Consider the following 16,921-nt stretch of genomic DNA (forward strand, 5'->3'; position numbering starts at 1 on the left):
AGCCGTGCTCGGCTCCGGACGGCTCCGGCTCGGCGACCGGCCGGCCGCGCGCGGAGTCTCGCTTGTCGGATCGGTCTCGCTTGTCGGATAGTCCGTCGGATCGTTTGTCGGGTCTTTCGTTCATGCGGTCAGCGTGCCCGGCCGATCACCCTCGCCGCCACCCAGAAAAATCGCTGCGAATGTTTGATCCACAGCCAACTGTGGTTATCCACAGGGGAATTGACGATTCTGTGGACAACTCCTGTTCGTTTTACGTGCTTTGGCCAAGTCCACTGGTGTCGCCTGTCCTTGACGCCAGAGCATCCAAGGTCCTTGCCTGAAGCTCCCGTTCGGTCGCCGCGGTGATAAACGCTGCCGCATGCTCCGCGCCAACCAGGGCCTGTACGGCCAGGATCGTCTCCGTCGGCAGGGCGACGGAACGCGCCTCGGAGCCGACGGGAAGAGGACCCTCCGACGTCAGGTGGAGTTGCAGGTGCTGGGTGGCGAACGTACGCATGGCGCGCGCCAGTTCGGCATCCACCGTCTGCTGTGCGAGCGGACGGAGTCGTCGCACCAGCGACGCCGCTTCGGCCGCATTCGCGTCGGTCGGCGGCCGGTGCCCGAGATAGCGGGCGAAGACGTGCTCGGTGGTGAACTCCAGGAAACGCGAAGCGATGTGCTCCACCTGGCCGCGAAGTTCCCTCAGATGACCGGAGATTGCCCGGAGCGGAACCCCGGCCGCGTGCAACTCGGCCGCCACAGCAAGTTCCTGAGGGCTGGGGACCAGGAACTCGTCGTCCCGCCCCGGCACGGCCTCCAGCACCCCGAGCTCCACCGCCTCGGCGACCGCGGCATCGTCCGGCTTCCCCCCGAACTTGGCGTTCAGCTCGTCCCGGGTGATCCGGGCCGCCTCCTCGTCGGTCCACGGGCCCTGCACCTCGGCGACCAGCCCGAGCACTCCGCCGAGCCCCCGGCCCGCGTCCCAGGCCTCCAGCAACTCCTTGATCGACGCCAGGGTGTAGCCCCGGTCGAGCAGATCGGCGATCTGCCGCAGCCGCGCCAGATGGGCGGAGCCGTAGACGTTGGACCGGCCGCGCCGTTCGGGCTTGGGCAGCAGCCCGCGGTCCTGGTAGGCGCGGATCGTACGGACCGTGGCGCCGCTGCGGTGCGCGAGATCCTCGATGCGGTACTCGGCGACTGACTGCTCGGACACGCCCGCTCCCTCGATGACAGACCGCCTACGACAGGGCGGCGCGGCCCACCGCCCCCGCCGCGGCGCGGGCCGCCGGCGAGGTCGCGAGATAGTCGACGGCCCTGCGCAGCGAACCTTCCTGCGAGGGATGGTACGACCGCCGGAAGTAGCGGGGTATCGCGGCGCCCAGCTCGCGCCAGGTGGGCAGCAGCCCTCTGGCGACCGCGCGGTTGTGCTCGCGCAGGGAGTAGCGCAGCCGGCCCGCCAGTTCGGGGTCGTGACGGATGAGATACGCCGTGCCCCAGGCCCAGAGCCACAGCAGCACCGGGGTGGTGACCACCATGCCTTCGATGCGGCGTGCGTAGCGTGGCAGCCCCGAGCCTCCGCAGTGCTGGTACATGTCGAAGGCGACAGCCCGGTGCTCGACCTCCTCGGCGCCGTGCCAGCGCAGCAGGTCGAGCATGATCTCGTCGGCGCCCGCACGGTCGAGCCCTTCGGCGCGCAGCACCCAGTCGCCCAGCACCGCGGTGAACTGCTCGATCGCCGCGATGATCGAGAGCCGGAACCGCAGCCACTCCCGCTTCGGCACCGGTGCGTTGAACGGCGGTGTCTCGCCGAGGAGCTTCTCGAAGAGGAAGTCGACGTGCCGGGTGAAGTCCTCGGTGGCGAGCCGCTGGGCAGCCAGATGGTCCAGCACATGGGAGTGCTGCACGCTGTGAGTGGCCTCCTGCCCCATGAAGCCCTTGACGTCCTTCAGCAGCACCGGGTCCGACACCAACGGCAGGGCTTCCTTGAACACCTTGACGAACCACCGCTCCCCGGCGGGCAGCAGCAGATGCAGCACATTGATCACATGGGTCGCGACGGGCTCGTCCGGTATCCAGTGCAGCGGGGTCCCGTCCCAGTCGAACGAGACCCGCCGCGGGGTGATGGCATGGTGACCGGTCTGCTCCTCGGTGCTCACAGCGGCGGCTCCAGCCGGGCGATCGCGCGCAGAGTCCTGGGCGTGAAACGGGACATGAAGCGAAGGCCGCGGGCCTCGGGCGTCACCGGCACCACCGCCTGGTTACGTACGACGGCGCGCAGGATGGCGTCGGCGACCTTCTCCGGCGGGTAGTTGCGCAGACCGTAGAGCCGGGCGGACTTCTTCTGGCGCCGCTGCTCCTCGGCCGCGTCGACGCCGGCGAAGCGCGCGGTGGAGGTGATGTTGGTGTTGACGAAGCCCGGGCAGATCGCCGAGACCCCGATCCCCTTGCCCGCGAGCTCGGCCCGCAGGCATTCGCTGAGCATCAGCACCGCGGCCTTGGAGGTGCTGTACGCAGGCAGCGCCTTGGAGGGCTGATAGGCGGCGGCCGACGCGGTGTTGACGATGTGGCCGCCCTGTCCCCGCTCGGCCATGTGCCGCCCGAAGAGCCGGCAGCCGTGGATGACACCCCACAGATTGACGTCGAGGACCTTCTTCCAGTCCGCGGACGTGGTCTGGAGGAAGGAGCCGGACAGACCGATCCCCGCGTTGTTGACGAGGACGTCGACCACTCCGTACTCGGTGGCGACCCGGTCGGCGAGCTTCTCCATCGCCTCCTCGTCGCTGACGTCCACCGCCTCGCCCCAGGCCTCGGGAGCCCCGATGAGCCGGGACATCTCCGCGGTCCTCGCCGCGCCCTCCGCATCCCGGTCCACGGCCACGACCCGGGCCCCGGCCTCGGCGAACGCGAAGGCGGTCGCCCGTCCGATGCCGCTGGCCGCGCCCGTCACCAGGACGAGCTGTCCGCCGAACCGCTCGGCGTGGGCGCCCCTGGCCGCACTCACCGGCGCCGCCGTGCCCGCCGGACTGCCCTCGTGCTGGGTCACGAACTCAGCAATCCAAGAGGCCAGTTGGTCGGGCCGGGTGCGTGGGATCCAGTGCCGGGCGGGCAGCGTCCGGCGGGTCAACTGCGGTGCCCAGGTGCCCAGGTCGTCGTAGAGCCGCTCGGACAGGAAGAAGTCCCCGGTCGGCGTGATGAGCTGCACGGGCGCGTGGGCGTAGGCGTCGGGACGGGGGCGGCGGAGCCGGGCACGGACGTTGTCGCGGTACAGCCAGGCGCCGTGGGCCGCGTCCTGGGGGAGCGAGGGTGTCGGGTAGTCGCCGGCGGCCGGCTTCTCCATGCGCCGGAGGATCTTCGGCCACTGCCTGCCGAGCGGTCCGCGCCAGGCGAGCTCGGGGAGCACCGGCGTATGCAGCATGTACACGTACCAGGACTTGGCGCCCTGGCCGAGGAGCTGTCCGACCCTGCGGGGGGTCGGCCGGCTCATCCGCTTCTTGATCCAGTGCCCGAAGTGGTCCAGCGACGGTCCGGACATCGAGGTGAAGGAGGAGATCCGCCCCTCTGTGCGCTCCAGCGTGACGAACTCCCAGCCCTGCACGGAGCCCCAGTCGTGCCCGACGAGATGCACCGGCCGGCCGGGACTCACCGCGTCGGCGACGGCGAGGAAGTCGTCCGTCAGCTTCTCCAGCGTGAAGCCGCCGCGCAGCGGGGTCGGCGCGGTCGAGCGACCGTGCCCCCGCACGTCGTACAGCACCACATGGAAGCGGTCGGCCAGCCGTCCGGCGACCTCGGACCACACTTCCTTGCTGTCCGGGTATCCGTGTACGAGGAGGACCGTCGGCCTGTCGGTGTCGCCCAGTTCGGCGACGCACAGCTCGATTCCTCCCGTACGCACCCAGCGCTCCCGCGCCCCTTCGAGACTCACGCGTCCTCCGCCCAGCGCCGCACATGCGGCAGATCGTCGTCCAGCCAGAACGCGCTCTGCTCGGGGTCCCTGGAGTCGGTGACCACCAGGATCTCCTCGAACTTCGCGCCCGTGCCCCGGAATCCGAGGTGCGGTTCGACCGCCCAGAGCCCCGGACGGGGCGGGTGGTCGGAGAACTTGTACGGGCTCCACAGTGGTGACCAGCCGTCGCGATGACCGTGCAGCGCGTCGCTCGCGAGGCCCTTCAGCGACTGGGTGCCGAAGCCGAAGAGGCTCGGTGACCAGCGCCGGTCCTTCACTCGGTCGATCTTGTGGGCGATCACGCCGAAGGGATACGCGCGGTGCCGGTTGGCGTACCCCTGGCGGACCATGAGGCGCTCCACGTCCTCGTATATCTCGCGCAGCGATCGCCGCTCCCGCACCTCGCGCAGAATCAGCTCGCGGTGTGCCTGGAGATCGGAGAGCAGCTTGCTGTGCAGCGGGCTCGGGCCGAGACAGCCCGAATAGCCGATGTCCGCGGTGAAGCCCCTGTGCACCGGAGCCATGTCGAGAATGAAGGGCATGCCCGGCTCGAGCACGCGGTTCGTGGGGAAGAACTGAAGGGGCACCCGGAAGCCGACGAAGGCCGTGCGGTCGCCGAACCAGGCGAACGGCAGATGGAACCAGTCCCGCACCCCGCGCTCCCGCAGCCAGTCGCGCTGCATGCGCGCGGCCTCGCGCTCGGTCACGCCCGGCTTGAGCTGCGCCGCCACCGCCTCCGCGCAGTCGTAGGCGAGCCGCTGCACGTCTCTGAACCCCCGCAGCTCCGCGGTGAGTTCGCCTGCCACTGCTGAGGTCATGCCACTGTCCGTCCCGTGTCGGATGCAGTACGTGCCCGTAACTTGACACTGATGAATGTGACAATGCCCGGCGGCTACGTCAAGACCCGTGCCGAAGCCTGTGGAAAACACCGCCGTCCCCCGACGTCCCGGGGGCACTGAGGTCGCATGCCCCTACGGGTCCGTACCTCTGGAGTCGGACACGGATACAGCCGTCAGGGCTGACGCTCCCTGTGTCGTGCACCACTACCTTCGAACTGTGACTGTGATCGCGACCGAAAGCCTGAGCAAGCGGTTCCCCCGGGTGACCGCTCTTGACCGGCTCTCCTTGGACATCGGACCCGGTGTGACCGGCCTGGTGGGCGCCAACGGAGCCGGCAAGTCCACGTTGATCAAGATCCTGCTGGGTCTGTCCCCCGCCACGGAAGGCCGGGCCGCGGTGCTCGGCCTCGACGTCGCCACCAGCGGCGGCGCCATCCGTGAGCAGGTGGGCTACATGCCCGAGCACGACTGCCTGCCGCCCGACGTCTCGGCCACCGAGTTCGTCGTCCACATGGCGCGCATGTCCGGGCTGCCGGCGACGGCCGCCCGCGAGCGCACCGCGGACACCCTGCGGCATGTCGGCCTCTACGAGGAGCGGTACCGCCCCATCGGCGGCTACTCGACCGGCATGAAACAGCGGGTGAAACTCGCGCAGGCCCTGGTCCACGACCCCAAGCTGGTCCTCCTGGACGAGCCGACCAACGGCCTCGATCCGGTGGGCCGCGACGAGATGCTCGGCCTCATCCGGCGCGTCTACACCGACTTCGGGATCTCGGTCCTGGTCACCTCGCACCTCCTCGGTGAACTCGAGCGCACCTGTGACCACGTCGTCGTCATCGACGGCGGCGCACTCCTGCGGTCCAGCTCCACCAGCGACTTCACCCAGACCACCACGACCCTCGCGGTCGAGGTCACCGACACGGACAAGCACCCCGACGGGACCGCGACGCTCCGTGAGGCACTGGCAGCCGCCGGGATCACGCTCCACGCGGGCGTGGAGGAGGGACTGCCGGGAGCCGGCCACATCCTGCTGATCGAGGCCACGGGCGAAGAGACGTACGACGTCGTGCGCGACACCGTCGCGGGCCTCGGCCTCGGCCTCGTACGGATGGAACAGCGACGCCACCACATCGCGGAGGTCTTCCGCCCGGAGGCAGCGGCACAGGCGATGGAGGTGCAGGCCCGATGAGCACGGAGCTGTCCGGAACGGTCCCCGAGACCACCCGTATCCACAACATCGGCTACCGGAACTACGAGGGCCAGCGCCTCGGCCGTGCCTACGCACGCCGCTCGCTCTACTCGCAGTCGCTGCGCGGCGCCTACGGCCTCGGCCGTTCGGCGAAGTCCAAGGTGCTGCCGATGATCCTCTTCGCGGTGATGTGCGTGCCCGCGGCGATCATCGTGGCGGTCGCCGTCACCACCAAGATGAACGACCTCCCCCTCGACTACACGCGCTACGCGATCGTCACCCAGGCGGTCATCGGGCTCTATCTGGCCGCGCAGGCACCGCAGTCCGTCTCCCGCGACCTGCGCTTCAAGACGGTGCCGCTGTACTTCTCGCGCCCGATCGAGCGGATCGACTACGTCCTCGCGAAGTACGGGGCGATGGCGTCCGCGCTGTTCGTCCTCACCGCGGCGCCGCTGGTGATCCTCTACGTCGGCTCGCTGCTGGCCAAGATGGACTTCATGGACCAGACGAAGGGCTTCGCACAGGGCATGGTCTCGGTGGCGCTCCTCTCGGTGCTCTTCGGCGGACTCGGCCTGGTGATGGCCGCGCTCACACCGCGCCGCGGCTTCGGTGTCGCCGCCGTCATCGCGACGTTCACGATCACCTACGGCGCCGTCTCCACCGTCCAGGCCATCGCCTGGGAGACCGGCTCGGCCGGCGCGATCAAGTGGCTCGGCCTCTTCTCGCCGGTCACCCTCATCGACGGCGTGCAGACCGCCTTCCTCGGAGCCACCTCCGCCTTCCCGGGCGAAGCGGGACCGGGCGCCGGTGCCTGCGTGGTCTATCTGCTGGTCGTCCTCGCGCTCGTCGCCGGCTCGTACGCCGTCCTGATGCGCCGCTACCGAAAGGTCGGGCTGTGACCGCCCGCCCGTCGCCCACCACCACCCTCCTAAGGAATGGGCTGCGCCCATGAGCACTCTGAACATCGAGCACACCTCGCGGTGGTTCGGCAATGTCGTGGCCGTCAACGACGTGACCATGACCGTCGGCCCCGGCGTCACCGGTCTGCTCGGCCCGAACGGCGCCGGAAAGTCCACTCTCATCAACATGATGGGTGGTTTCCTCGCCCCCTCCACGGGAAGCGTCACGCTCGACGGCCATGCCATCTGGCGCAACGAGTCCGTCTACCGCCAGATCGGCGTCGTACCGGAGCGGGAAGCGATGTACGACTTCCTGACCGGCCGCGAATTCGTCGTCGCCAACGCCGAGTTGCACGGCCTGGGCGCCAACGAGGCCCAGAGGGCGCTCGCGACGGTCGAGATGGAGTACGCGCAGGACCGCAAGATCTCGACGTACAGCAAGGGCATGCGGCAGCGCGTGAAGATGGCGTCCGCGCTGGTCCACGACCCGTCGGTGCTGCTGCTCGACGAGCCCTTCAACGGTATGGACCCGCGTCAGCGCATGCAGCTGATGGATCTGCTGCGGCGCATGGGCGCCGCGGGGCGCACCGTGCTGTTCTCCTCGCACATCCTGGAGGAGGTCGAGCAACTCGCCTCCCACATCGAGGTGATCGTCGCCGGACGGCATGCCGCGTCCGGTGACTTCCGGAAGATCCGCCGACTGATGACGGACCGGCCGCACCGCTATCTCGTACGGTCCAGCGACGACCGGGCGCTCGCCGCGGCCCTGATCGCCGACCCGTCGACGGCCGGCATCGAGGTCGACCTCGCCGAGGGCGCGCTGCGCATCCAGGCCGTCGACTTCGGCAGGTTCACCGAGCTGCTGCCGCGGGTCGCCCGCGAGCACTCCATCCGGCTCCTCACGGTCTCGCCCTCGGACGAGTCCCTCGAGTCGGTCTTCTCCTACCTCGTAGCGGCCTGAAAGGAGCTGTGACGTCATGTACAACCCCACAGTCGCCCGGCTCACCTATCGGGCCGTGCTCGGCAGGCGCCGGGCAGCCATCCTGTTCGTCCTACCCGCCCTGCTGCTCGTCATCGCGGTGGCGGTACGGAGCTTCAACGGCGTCGACGACCAGGTCGCCGCCGACGTCCTCGGCGGCTTCGCCATCGCCACGATGGTGCCGCTGATCGGTGTCATCGCAGGCACCGGGGCGATCGGTCCCGAGATCGACGACGGCTCGATCGTCTATCTGCTGGCCAAGCCCGTGAAGCGGCCGACGATCATCTTCACCAAGCTGATCGTGGCGATCGCCGTGACGATGGCCTTCTCGGCCATCCCCACCCTCATCGCGGGGTTCATTCTCAACGGCAACGGCCAGCAGGTCGCGATCGCCTACACGGTCGCGGCACTCGTCGCCTCGATCGCCTACAGCGCGCTGTTCCTGCTGCTGGGCACGGTCAGCCGGCACGCGGTCGTCATCGGTCTCGTCTACGCGCTGGTGTGGGAGACGCTGTTCGGCAGCCTGGTGCCCGGCGCCCGCACCCTGAGCGTCCAGCAGTGGGCGCTCGCGCTCGCCGAGAAGATCGGCGGCGAGGGCCTGATCGGCTCGGACGTCGGGCTTCCGCTGGCAGCGGTGCTGCTCGCCGGTGTCACGGTCGCGGCCACGTGGTACGCGGGCCAGAAGCTGCGGGTGCTGAAGCTCGCCGGCGAGGAGTGAGAGACAGCGACCCCGGAGACCACACCGGAGACATCGCCAGGTGCGTCGGCCCCCGCCAGGACAGGCGGGGGCCGACGCATTTCGCGTAACTGTACGTTTATCGGCTCGTTGTCCTCGGTGCGTGGAGGCAACTGGAGTGAGTGGCGTCGAGAGTTCGTGAAGTCGGGGATTGCCGTGAGGGCAGGGACTGCGCCCGGAACGGTCATTGAGTGAGTTGCACCGTGAGCCGACCTCCACCCCTGTGCCCGGGGAGAGGGCTGTCCACTGTCAGCTCCCCGAACAGAAGGCATGCTCATGCCACCAGAAGGTGCCCTGCTCGAATCGCGCGCGATGCGCGACAGCGTCCAGGGGTGTGTCGAAGCACTCGACAAGGTCAAGGCGCTCGCTCTGCTCCCTGACAACGTGCACGTATCCACAGAGGGCGTTGCGCGGTACTTCGAAGTATCCACAGAGGTCGTCAGGCAGGTGACCTCGCGGCATCGTGAGGAGCTCACCGAGAACGGGATGCGCGTGCTGCGCGGCTCTGACCTGCGGGAATATCAGAGTGACAAGTTGTCACTCTCATCCGCGAGCGGGGCGGGAAGTTATCCACAGCGCCGTTCCAGCCTCACCCTCTTCACCCGCCGGACGGTGCTCAACATCGCGATGCTCCTGCGCGACAGTGACATCGCCCGCCGCGTCCGCACCTATCTCCTCGATGCCGAGGAGGGCTGGCGAGAGGCCCACGCCTCACTCGACCGGCGTGTCACCGCGGTCGAACAGTGCCTCGCCGGCGTCGGCACGGCGCTGTGCGAACTCGGCCCGGTGCTCAACCGGATGTCGCAGCGGCTCGACTCCCTGGACCAGCGGCTGGATGCCACCAACCGCGTGGTCGGGGCGATGAGCAACCGACTGTGCGAACTGTCCGACGACATGCTGCGCATGGACGCCAGGATGGACGACTTCGCCCGTCAGTTGAGGGATCTGCGCCGTCGCAGGCGCCGCTGACCGAACCGCGGCAATGACCGCGGGGACGCAGTGCCCGCGCCGCCGGTAATTCGGTGGCGCGGGACCGCCCCGGCCCGGCACAGTGGTCGGGCCGGGGCACACCAGTGCGATCGGTACCACCTACCGGGAGAGGAGCGCGACGATGACCGAGAGTACGAGTCCGTCGAGCTCCCGTCAGGGCAGCGCCGGGCAGGCACTGGAGTAGCCACCGAGACTCCACGCCGCCCGCGAGCAGCTGTCCGGGGGCGGCCGCTTCGAGCGCGCATCTGCGCGGGCCGCCCCGTCCCGGAGGATTGGCCGAGTGGTAAGGCAGCGGCTTGCTAAGCCGTCGTCGGGGCGGGAGCCCCGCGCGCGTTCGATCCGCGCATCCTCCGCCGTACGCAGGCCCCGTTACGCAGGTCGTTTCCGGCGGCCTTCGCCGAAAGCCGTACGCCGCACCCCGGCCGACGCGGACCTCGGCCTCCACGCCGCACGCCCCGCACCGGCCGAACGCGTCAGCCGAGCCAGCGCTCCAGGACCACGGCGATGCCGTCCGCGTCGTTCGGCGAGGTGACCTCGTCCGCCACCGACTTCAGTTCCTCGTGCGCGTTCGCCATCGCCACGCCGTGCGCCGCCCACGCGAACATCGGGATGTCGTTCGGCATGTCGCCGAAGGCGATCGTGTCCGCGGCCTTCAGTCCCAGCCGACGGGCGGCCAGCGACAGACCCGTCGCCTTGCTCAGCCCCAGCGGCAGCAGTTCGACCACGCCCTGGCCCGCCATCACCACGTCCACCAGTCCGCCGACCGTCGCCCTGGCCACCCTGGTCAGGGCGTCGTCGTCGAGTCCGGGGTGCTGGATGTAGACCTTGTTCAGCGGGGCGGACCACAGCTCGGCAGGGTCCTCGTAGGCCAGCACGGGCAGCGGGCCTTCCTGGACGCGGTAGCCGGGGCCGACCAGCACCTCGCCGTCGAGACCGTCCCGGCTCGCGGCCAGGGCCAGCGGGCCGACCTCGGCCTCCAGCTTGGCCAGAGCCAGACCCGCCAGTTGCCGGTCGAGCGTCACGGAGGTCAGCAGCCGGTGCTCACCGGCGTGGTAGACCTGCGCGCCCTGCCCGCAGACCGCGAGGCCTTCGTAGCCGAGGTCGTCCAGGATGTGCCGGGTCCAGGGCACGGCGCGTCCGGTGACGACGATGTGCGCGGCACCCGCCGCGGTGGCTGCGGCGAGCGCGTCGCGGGTGCGCTGCGAGACGGTGTCGTCCTCGCGCAGAAGCGTGCCGTCGAGGTCCGTGGCGATCAGCCGGTACGGGAGCGGCGGGGCCGAGCTCACTTGGTGATCGGCTCCAGAATCTCCCGGCCGCCGAGGTAGGGGCGCAGCACCGGCGGTACGCGCACCGAACCGTCGGCGAGCTGGTGGTTCTCCAGGATCGCCACGATGGTGCGCGGCACGGCGCACAGCGTGCCGTTCAGCGTCGCCAGCGGCTGCACCTTCTTGCCGTCCCGCATACGGACCGACAGACGGCGGGCCTGGAAGCCGTCGCAGTTCGACGCGGACGTCAGCTCGCGGTACTTGCCCTGGGTCGGGATCCACGCCTCGCAGTCGAACTTGCGCGAGGCCGAGGCGCCGAGATCGCCGGTGGCGACGTCGATGACCTGGAACGGCAGCTCCAGACCGGTCAGCCACTGCTTCTCCCAGTCCAGGAGACGCTGGTGCTCGGCCTCCGCGTCCTCGGGAGCGACGTAGGAGAACATCTCGACCTTGTCGAACTGGTGCACCCGGAAGATGCCGCGGGTGTCCTTGCCGTACGTCCCGGCCTCACGGCGGAAGCAGGGCGAGAAGCCCGCGTACCGCAGCGGCAGTTTGTCGGCCTCGATGATCTCGTCCATGTGGTACGCGGCGAGGGGCACCTCGGAGGTGCCGACGAGGTACAGGTCGTCCTTGTCCAGGTGGTACACGTTCTCCGCGGCCTGGCCGAGGAAGCCGGTGCCCTCCATGGCGCGCGGGCGGACCAGCGCGGGGGTCAGCATCGGCACGAAGCCGGCCTCGCCCGCCTGCGCGATCGCCGCGTTGACCAGGGCGAGCTCCAGCAGCGCGCCGATTCCGGTCAGGTAGTAGAAGCGCGAACCCGAGACCTTGGCCCCGCGCTCGACATCGATGGCGCCCAGCGCCTCGCCGAGCTCCAGATGGTCCTTGGGCTCGAAGCCCTCGGCGGCGAAGTCGCGGATGGTGCCGTGCGTCTCCAGGACGACGAAGTCCTCCTCGCCGCCGACCGGGACGTCCGGGTGGACGAGGTTCCCGAGCTGGAGCAGGAGCCGCTTGGTCTCCTCGTCGGCTTCGTCCTGCGCGGCATCCGCCGCCTTGACCTCGGTCTTCAGCTGCTCGGCCCGCTGGAGCAGTTCGGCGCGCTCCTCGGGAGAAGCCTTCGGGATCAGCTTGCCGAGCGCCTTCTGCTCGGAGCGCAGCTCGTCGAAGCGGACGCCGGAGGACCTGCGTCGCTCGTCGGCGGAGAGCAGGGCGTCGACGGCGGCGACGTCCTCTCCACGGGCGCGCTGGGAGGCGCGGACACGGTCGGGGTCCTCACGGAGCAGGCGAAGGTCAATCACCCCACCAGGCTACCGGTGCCCACTCACCGCAACGCCATCGATATACCGCGCGTGTCACTTTGTCCGGATTGCCGGAATTGGGAAAGCTGCCGGGTGAATCGCCGGGTCCACCGTCAATGCCGGGGCCAATCGTCAATGGACAAGCCGCTATTCGCCGAAACGGGGCATTCCGTGAAGAGGGGAATTGACCCACTTCCCTTGCGGGGCGCGGAACTTGACCTGCTGTTGTCCACAGGGGTGCGGTGCCTCAGAAAGTTATCCACAGGCTGTGTGGGAGAACTGTGGACGGCGGAAGTGATCATTCCTGGGGCTTCGTACGAGCCGAGGGATTCCCCTCCCAAACCCACCCCACACACTCATTCGGGTGGGAATTGCTCGCTCCAAAGAGTTGATCAATGAAAGGGAGGTGACGAGCGGATGACATGGGCGACCTGCTGCCCTGTGGATGGAAGTGGGGTGACTGGGCCGATTTGTCGACCATGTCGGATGGTGTTGTCGACTTGTCCCCAGGTCGAGACCCAGGCCTGTGGATAACTTCTGTGGACAACGAAAAGTCAGCAGGTAGGACAGTTTCCGGTCAGGCCGCGGGCAGGGCGGAGCGGCTTCGTGTCAGGCCCGGCCGTCCTGGCAGCGCGCCAGCCAGTCCGAGGCCGACGTGAATTCCTCGTCCGAGGTGCCCCGCCGCAGTGCCCGTACGTCCTGTGGTGCGACGCCCGCACGGGGATACGAACCGAGGAAGCGCACCTTCGGGCAGATCCGCTTGAGGCCCATCAGCGCCTCGCCCACCCGCCGGTCGGAGATATGGCCCTCGGCGTCCACGGCGAAGCAGTAGTTCCCGATGCCCGCGCCCGTCGGCCGTGACTGGATGAGCATCAGGTTGACCCCGCGCACGGCGAATTCCTGCAGCAGTTCGAGCAGAGCACCGGGGTGGTCGTCGCCCAGCCAGATGACGACCGACGTCTTGTCCGCGCCGGTCGGTGCCGCGGGCCTCGCGGGCCGGCCCACCAGGACGAACCGGGTCTCCGCGTTCTCCGCGTCGTGGATCTCGGTCACCAGCGGCTCGAGCCCGTAGGTCGCCGCCGCGAACTCCCCCGCGAAGGCCGCGTCGTACCGGCCCTCCTGCACCAGCCGCGCACCGTCCGCGTTGGATGCCGCCGACTCCCACAGGGCGTCCGGCAGATGGTTCCGCAGCCAGTTGCGCACCTGGGGCTGGGCGACCGGGTGCCCGGTCACCGTCTTCACCGAGGACAGCTTGGTGCCCGGCCGTACCAGCAGCGCGAAGGCGATCGGCAGCAGCACCTCGCGGTAGATCATCAGCGGCTCGCCGGACGCCAGCTCGTCGAGGGTGGCGGTGACACCGCCCTCCACGGAGTTCTCGATCGGGACGAGGGCCGCCGCGGCGTCCCCGTTCCGCACGGCGTCCAGAGCCGCCGGCACGGACACCATCGGAACGAGCTCGCGGGTGGCCGCTTCCGGGAGCGTACGGAGGGCGGCCTCGGTGAACGTGCCCTCGGGACCCAGATAGGTGTAGCGCGTGGCTGACATACGGTCACCCTAATGGGCGCGCGGGAGTCACGACTCCAGGAGCCGCTGCCCCACGTACTCGCCCTCCCGCGGGCCTCCGGGCACCGCGAACAGTCCGCTCGCCTCGTGCCGGACGAACGGCGACAGGGCGTCTCCCCGGTCCAGCTTGCGCTGCACCGGCACGAAGCCGCGCAGCGGATCGGCCTGCCAGCAGATGAAGAGCAGCCCCGCGTCCGGCGTCCCGTCCGCGGCGATCCCGTCGTGGAAGGAGAACGGGCGCCGCAGCATCGCCGCCCCGCCGTTCTGCTCGGGTGCGGCGATACGGGCGTGCGCGTTGTCGGGGACGACGAGCCTGCCGTCCGGGCCCGTCTTGTCCAGCGCGATCTCGGTGGTCTCGGAGCCGCCGGTCAGGGGGGCGCCGTCGGACTTGCGCCGGCCGATGACCTGCTCCTGCTTCTTCAGCGTCAGCTGCTCCCAGTCGTCGAGCAGCATCCGGATCCGGCGCACGACCGCGTACGAGCCGCCGGCCATCCACGGGTGCGCGGTCTTCGCGGGGACGAAGATCCTGCGGTCGAAGTCGGGTTCGGACGGCTTCGGGTTGCGGGTGCCGTCGACCTGCCCCATCAGGTTGCGGGCGGTCATCGGCCTGTCGGTGGCACCGGGCGAACGGTTGAAGCCGTTCATCTGCCAGCGCACCCGGGCCGCCGCGCCCGCCGCCTTCTGCACCGCGCGCAGTGCGTGAAAGGCGACCAGGGAGTCGTCGGCGCCGATCTGCACCCACAGATCGCCGTTCGAGCGCTTGGCGTCGAGCTGGTCGGACGAGAAGTCCGGCAGCGGGTCCAGCTCCGGCGGACGCTGCGCCACCAGGCCCGTCCGGTCGAAGAAGGTGCGGCCGAAGCCGAACGTCAGCGTCAGCGACGAAGGACCTGCGTCCAGGGCGACCCCCGTGTCCCCCTCGGCGGCCGGGCGGCCCGCCATCAGTTCGGCGGCCAGCGCCGACCAGCGGCGCATCAGCGCGATGGCCTCGCTCCGGCCCGCCCCCGGCGCCAGATCGAAGGCGATCAGATGGCCGCGCGCCTGGAGGGGGGTGGTGATGCCGGACTGGTGCTCGCCGTGGAAGGGGACACCGGTGGAGCCGACCGCGGTCAGCGCCGCCAGGGTGTCGTCGGACGCGGTGGCGCCGGAGACGACGCCGCCCGCGGCGCCGAGCGCCAGTCCGGTGGCGCCGGCGGCACCCACGCTGCCCAGCAGCCGCCGCCTGGAGATGTTGTTGTCGCTCACGGGTGGATCAGCCGATCTTCACGTTCTTGTCGATGGTGGCCTGGTCGATGTCGGAGGTCCGCACGGTCACCTGGACCTGCCACTCACCGGGCATCGGGATCTGGACCGCGGCCGCGCTCCAGTGTCCCGCAGGGAGCCGGTCGGGCCGGATGGGCAGCGGGCCGATCTGCTTGGCGACCAGCGTGAACGACACCTTCACCTCGGGCACCTCCATCGGCTTGCCGGCCGGGTCGGTGAGGTAGAGATGCATCTCGTTCGCGCCCGGGCTCGCCGGACCGAGCGTGAGCCGGACCGTGCCCTTGCCCTTCTGGCCTCCGGTGTCGAACGGCAGGGTGATCTCGGCGGGACCGGGCGCCGGTGCGTCGGCACCCTGGGCGGAGCTGCCGGTGATCCTGGCCGCCTCCTCCTCCGTACGGCCCGGCTCGGTGGACGTCAGCACGGTGGTCACGGCGAGCAGGGCGACGGCGACGGCCGCCTCGGCCAGTACGGAACGGCGCAGCCCGGACCGCACGGGGTCCGCGTCCCTGGCCTTCTTCTTGGCCGCGGTGGCCACGGCGGCCTGCTGGCGGGCGAGCTGGGCGGCCCGTTCGGGGTCCGCCCCTTCGCCCTGTCCGCCCGAGCCGGCCGCGTTCGTGGCGGAGTCGTCGGGAACGGTCACGGCGGCGGGCTCCGCCTCGGCCTGCTCCGTCTCCGCCTCTTCGGTCCGCACCGACTGCTCGGCCTGCTTCGCCTCGGCGAGCTGTGCGGTCCAGCGCCGCGACACCCAGGCGACACCGACCATGACGACGACCAGCGCCACCTTGGCCAGCAGCAGCTGTCCGTACGACGTCCCGGTCAGCGCCGACCACGAGCCGACCTGCCGCCAGGACTGGTACAGCCCGGTCACCGTCAGCGTCACGACGCAGATGAAGGCGACGCGGGAGAAGCGGTGCACGGCCGACGGCTCGATGGACGGTGCCCGGTACAGCGCGGTCAGCAAGGTGGCGAGACCGCCGAGCCAGCCGGCGACGGCCAGCAGATGCAGGACGTCCACCGGCATGGCGACGGTGGGCTGGATACCGGTCGACGCGTGCTCCGACAGCGCCCAGGTGGCCGCGACACCGGCCGCGACGACGGTGCCGCCCATGGCCAGCCCGAAGGTGAGGTCCTTCTTCTCGGCCGCGTCCTCCCGCCTCGCGTACGCGCCGAACAGCACGGCGATGAACAGGGCGGCCGCGCCGAGCAGCAGCAGCCGGGAGACGAGCGCGGCCCCGGTCTTGGTCTCCAGGACGTCCCGCAGCCCGCTCAGGTCGAAGGCGTCGGCGAGTTTTCCGGAGCCGGTGTACGGGGTGCGCAGCAGCAGCATGGCGAGGGTGGACGCGGTCAGCGTCACCCACCCGTACGCGACGAGCCGTTGGACCGGGCGGACGGAGGCGGCGCGCTGCCAGCACAGCAGGACGAACGCGGCGCCGCCCGCGAGCAGGACGAATCCCGCGTACGCGGCGTAGCGCGCGATGTCGTAGAGCAGGCCGACCAGGCCGCCGCCGGCTTCGTTGTCGGGGAGGGCGACCTCGGTCTGGGAGGGCGCCCCGATCGAGAAGGTGAAGGCGCCGGAGACGGGGTGGCTGTCGGCGGAGACGGCCTGCCAGGCCACGGTGTACGTGCCGTCGGGCAGGCCCGGCAGCAGATCGACGCCGTAACCGACCTTGCCGCCGGTGGACATGTCACGGATCTTGGCCTTGTCCGCGCGCTTGCCGCTCGGTTCGAGGACCCGGATCGAGTCGTTGCCCATCGCGATCTGCTCGGAGAAGGTGAGCGTGACCTCCGTGGGGGCGGTCGCGACCACCGCCCCGTCCTTCGGATTGCTCCCGGTCAGAGCGGCATGGGCGGCGGCCGGGCTCGCCGCGGTGAGCAGCGCTCCGAGGAGCGTGCCCAGGAACACGGTCGCGGCCAGCAGCAGTCGGACCGGGGATGGGCCGAGGCGCGGGGCGGTGGTTGTCATGGCGTGGTTCAGTCCCCTCGG

The 16,921-nt window shown here is 70.0% G+C and carries 14 protein-coding genes and 1 tRNA gene; 6 read left to right on the top strand and 9 right to left on the bottom strand.

The genetic code is table 11. The annotated features are described in order from the left end of the window. Nucleotides 1–250 precede the first annotated feature (250 nt). Genes RPQ07_RS19025 through RPQ07_RS19040 form a run of 4 tightly spaced genes read right to left on the bottom strand, consistent with a single transcriptional unit; the run spans nucleotide 251 to nucleotide 4,740 of the window. Nucleotides 251–1,207 (bottom strand): MerR family transcriptional regulator, encoded by a 957-nt coding sequence (locus tag RPQ07_RS19025; RefSeq protein ID WP_413777842.1) that lies wholly within the window; start codon nucleotides 1,205–1,207, stop codon nucleotides 251–253. A 10-nt stretch (nucleotides 1,208–1,217) separates the two neighbouring features. Continuing rightward, nucleotides 1,218–2,135, bottom strand: a complete 918-nt coding sequence (locus RPQ07_RS19030; RefSeq protein ID WP_313945368.1) for a metal-dependent hydrolase — start codon at nucleotides 2,133–2,135, stop codon at nucleotides 1,218–1,220. Continuing rightward, entirely contained in the window at nucleotides 2,132–3,901 is a 1,770-nt protein-coding gene (locus RPQ07_RS19035; protein WP_313945369.1) for an SDR family oxidoreductase, read from the bottom strand. The genes RPQ07_RS19030 and RPQ07_RS19035 overlap by 4 nt, the downstream gene beginning before the upstream one ends. Further along, nucleotides 3,898–4,740 (bottom strand): M24 family metallopeptidase, encoded by an 843-nt coding sequence (locus RPQ07_RS19040; RefSeq protein ID WP_313945370.1) that lies wholly within the window; start codon nucleotides 4,738–4,740, stop codon nucleotides 3,898–3,900. The genes RPQ07_RS19035 and RPQ07_RS19040 overlap by 4 nt, the downstream gene beginning before the upstream one ends. A gap of 244 nt (nucleotides 4,741–4,984) precedes the next feature. Here RPQ07_RS19040 and RPQ07_RS19045 point away from each other — a divergent pair, with 244 nt between their 5' ends. The 6 genes from RPQ07_RS19045 (at nucleotide 4,985) to RPQ07_RS19070 (ending at nucleotide 9,907) form a co-directional block, all read left to right on the top strand. Continuing rightward, nucleotides 4,985–5,950 (top strand): ABC transporter ATP-binding protein, encoded by a 966-nt coding sequence (locus tag RPQ07_RS19045; RefSeq protein ID WP_313948946.1) that lies wholly within the window; start codon nucleotides 4,985–4,987, stop codon nucleotides 5,948–5,950. Then, a complete protein-coding gene (locus tag RPQ07_RS19050; protein WP_313945371.1) occupies nucleotides 5,947–6,849 on the top strand; it encodes an ABC transporter permease in 903 nt (300 codons plus the stop codon). Before RPQ07_RS19045 ends, RPQ07_RS19050 begins: the two co-directional genes overlap by 4 nt. A 49-nt stretch (nucleotides 6,850–6,898) precedes the next feature. After that, nucleotides 6,899–7,810, top strand: coding sequence for an ABC transporter ATP-binding protein (locus RPQ07_RS19055; protein ID WP_313945372.1), 912 nt, complete (start codon nucleotides 6,899–6,901; stop codon nucleotides 7,808–7,810). Between the two features lie 16 nt (nucleotides 7,811–7,826). Continuing rightward, nucleotides 7,827–8,546: an ABC transporter permease gene (locus tag RPQ07_RS19060; protein ID WP_313945373.1), complete on the top strand. Its 720-nt coding sequence runs from the start codon at nucleotides 7,827–7,829 to the stop codon at nucleotides 8,544–8,546. Nucleotides 8,547–8,840: 294 nt separating this feature from the next. Further along, complete coding sequence (locus RPQ07_RS19065) at nucleotides 8,841–9,533, top strand: hypothetical protein (protein WP_313945374.1); 693 nt, start codon at nucleotides 8,841–8,843, stop codon at nucleotides 9,531–9,533. A 287-nt stretch (nucleotides 9,534–9,820) separates the two neighbouring features. After that, a tRNA-Ser gene (locus RPQ07_RS19070) sits at nucleotides 9,821–9,907 on the top strand. 120 nt (nucleotides 9,908–10,027) lie between these two features. Here RPQ07_RS19070 and RPQ07_RS19075 read toward each other — a convergent pair. From RPQ07_RS19075 to RPQ07_RS19095, 5 genes are all read right to left on the bottom strand, one after another. Continuing rightward, entirely contained in the window at nucleotides 10,028–10,840 is an 813-nt protein-coding gene (locus RPQ07_RS19075) for an HAD family hydrolase (RefSeq protein WP_313945375.1), read from the bottom strand. Next, on the bottom strand, nucleotides 10,837–12,114 hold the full coding sequence (gene serS, locus RPQ07_RS19080) for a serine--tRNA ligase (RefSeq protein WP_313945376.1): 1,278 nt from the start codon (nucleotides 12,112–12,114) through the stop codon (nucleotides 10,837–10,839). The genes RPQ07_RS19075 and serS overlap by 4 nt, the downstream gene beginning before the upstream one ends. A 609-nt stretch (nucleotides 12,115–12,723) precedes the next feature. Next, complete coding sequence (pheA, locus tag RPQ07_RS19085) at nucleotides 12,724–13,659, bottom strand: prephenate dehydratase (RefSeq protein WP_313945377.1); 936 nt, start codon at nucleotides 13,657–13,659, stop codon at nucleotides 12,724–12,726. Nucleotides 13,660–13,686: 27 nt separating this feature from the next. Next, nucleotides 13,687–14,919: an iron uptake transporter deferrochelatase/peroxidase subunit gene (gene efeB, locus RPQ07_RS19090; RefSeq protein WP_313945378.1), complete on the bottom strand. Its 1,233-nt coding sequence runs from the start codon at nucleotides 14,917–14,919 to the stop codon at nucleotides 13,687–13,689. 7 nt (nucleotides 14,920–14,926) lie between these two features. Then, nucleotides 14,927–16,900 carry a copper resistance protein CopC gene (locus tag RPQ07_RS19095; protein WP_313945379.1) on the bottom strand — a complete coding sequence of 658 codons (1,974 nt, stop codon included), beginning with the start codon at nucleotides 16,898–16,900 and terminating at the stop codon, nucleotides 14,927–14,929. Nucleotides 16,901–16,921 lie beyond the last annotated feature (21 nt).

The organism is Streptomyces sp. AM8-1-1 (assembly GCF_032229325.1).
GTDB classification, from domain to species: domain Bacteria; phylum Actinomycetota; class Actinomycetes; order Streptomycetales; family Streptomycetaceae; genus Streptomyces; species Streptomyces achmelvichensis.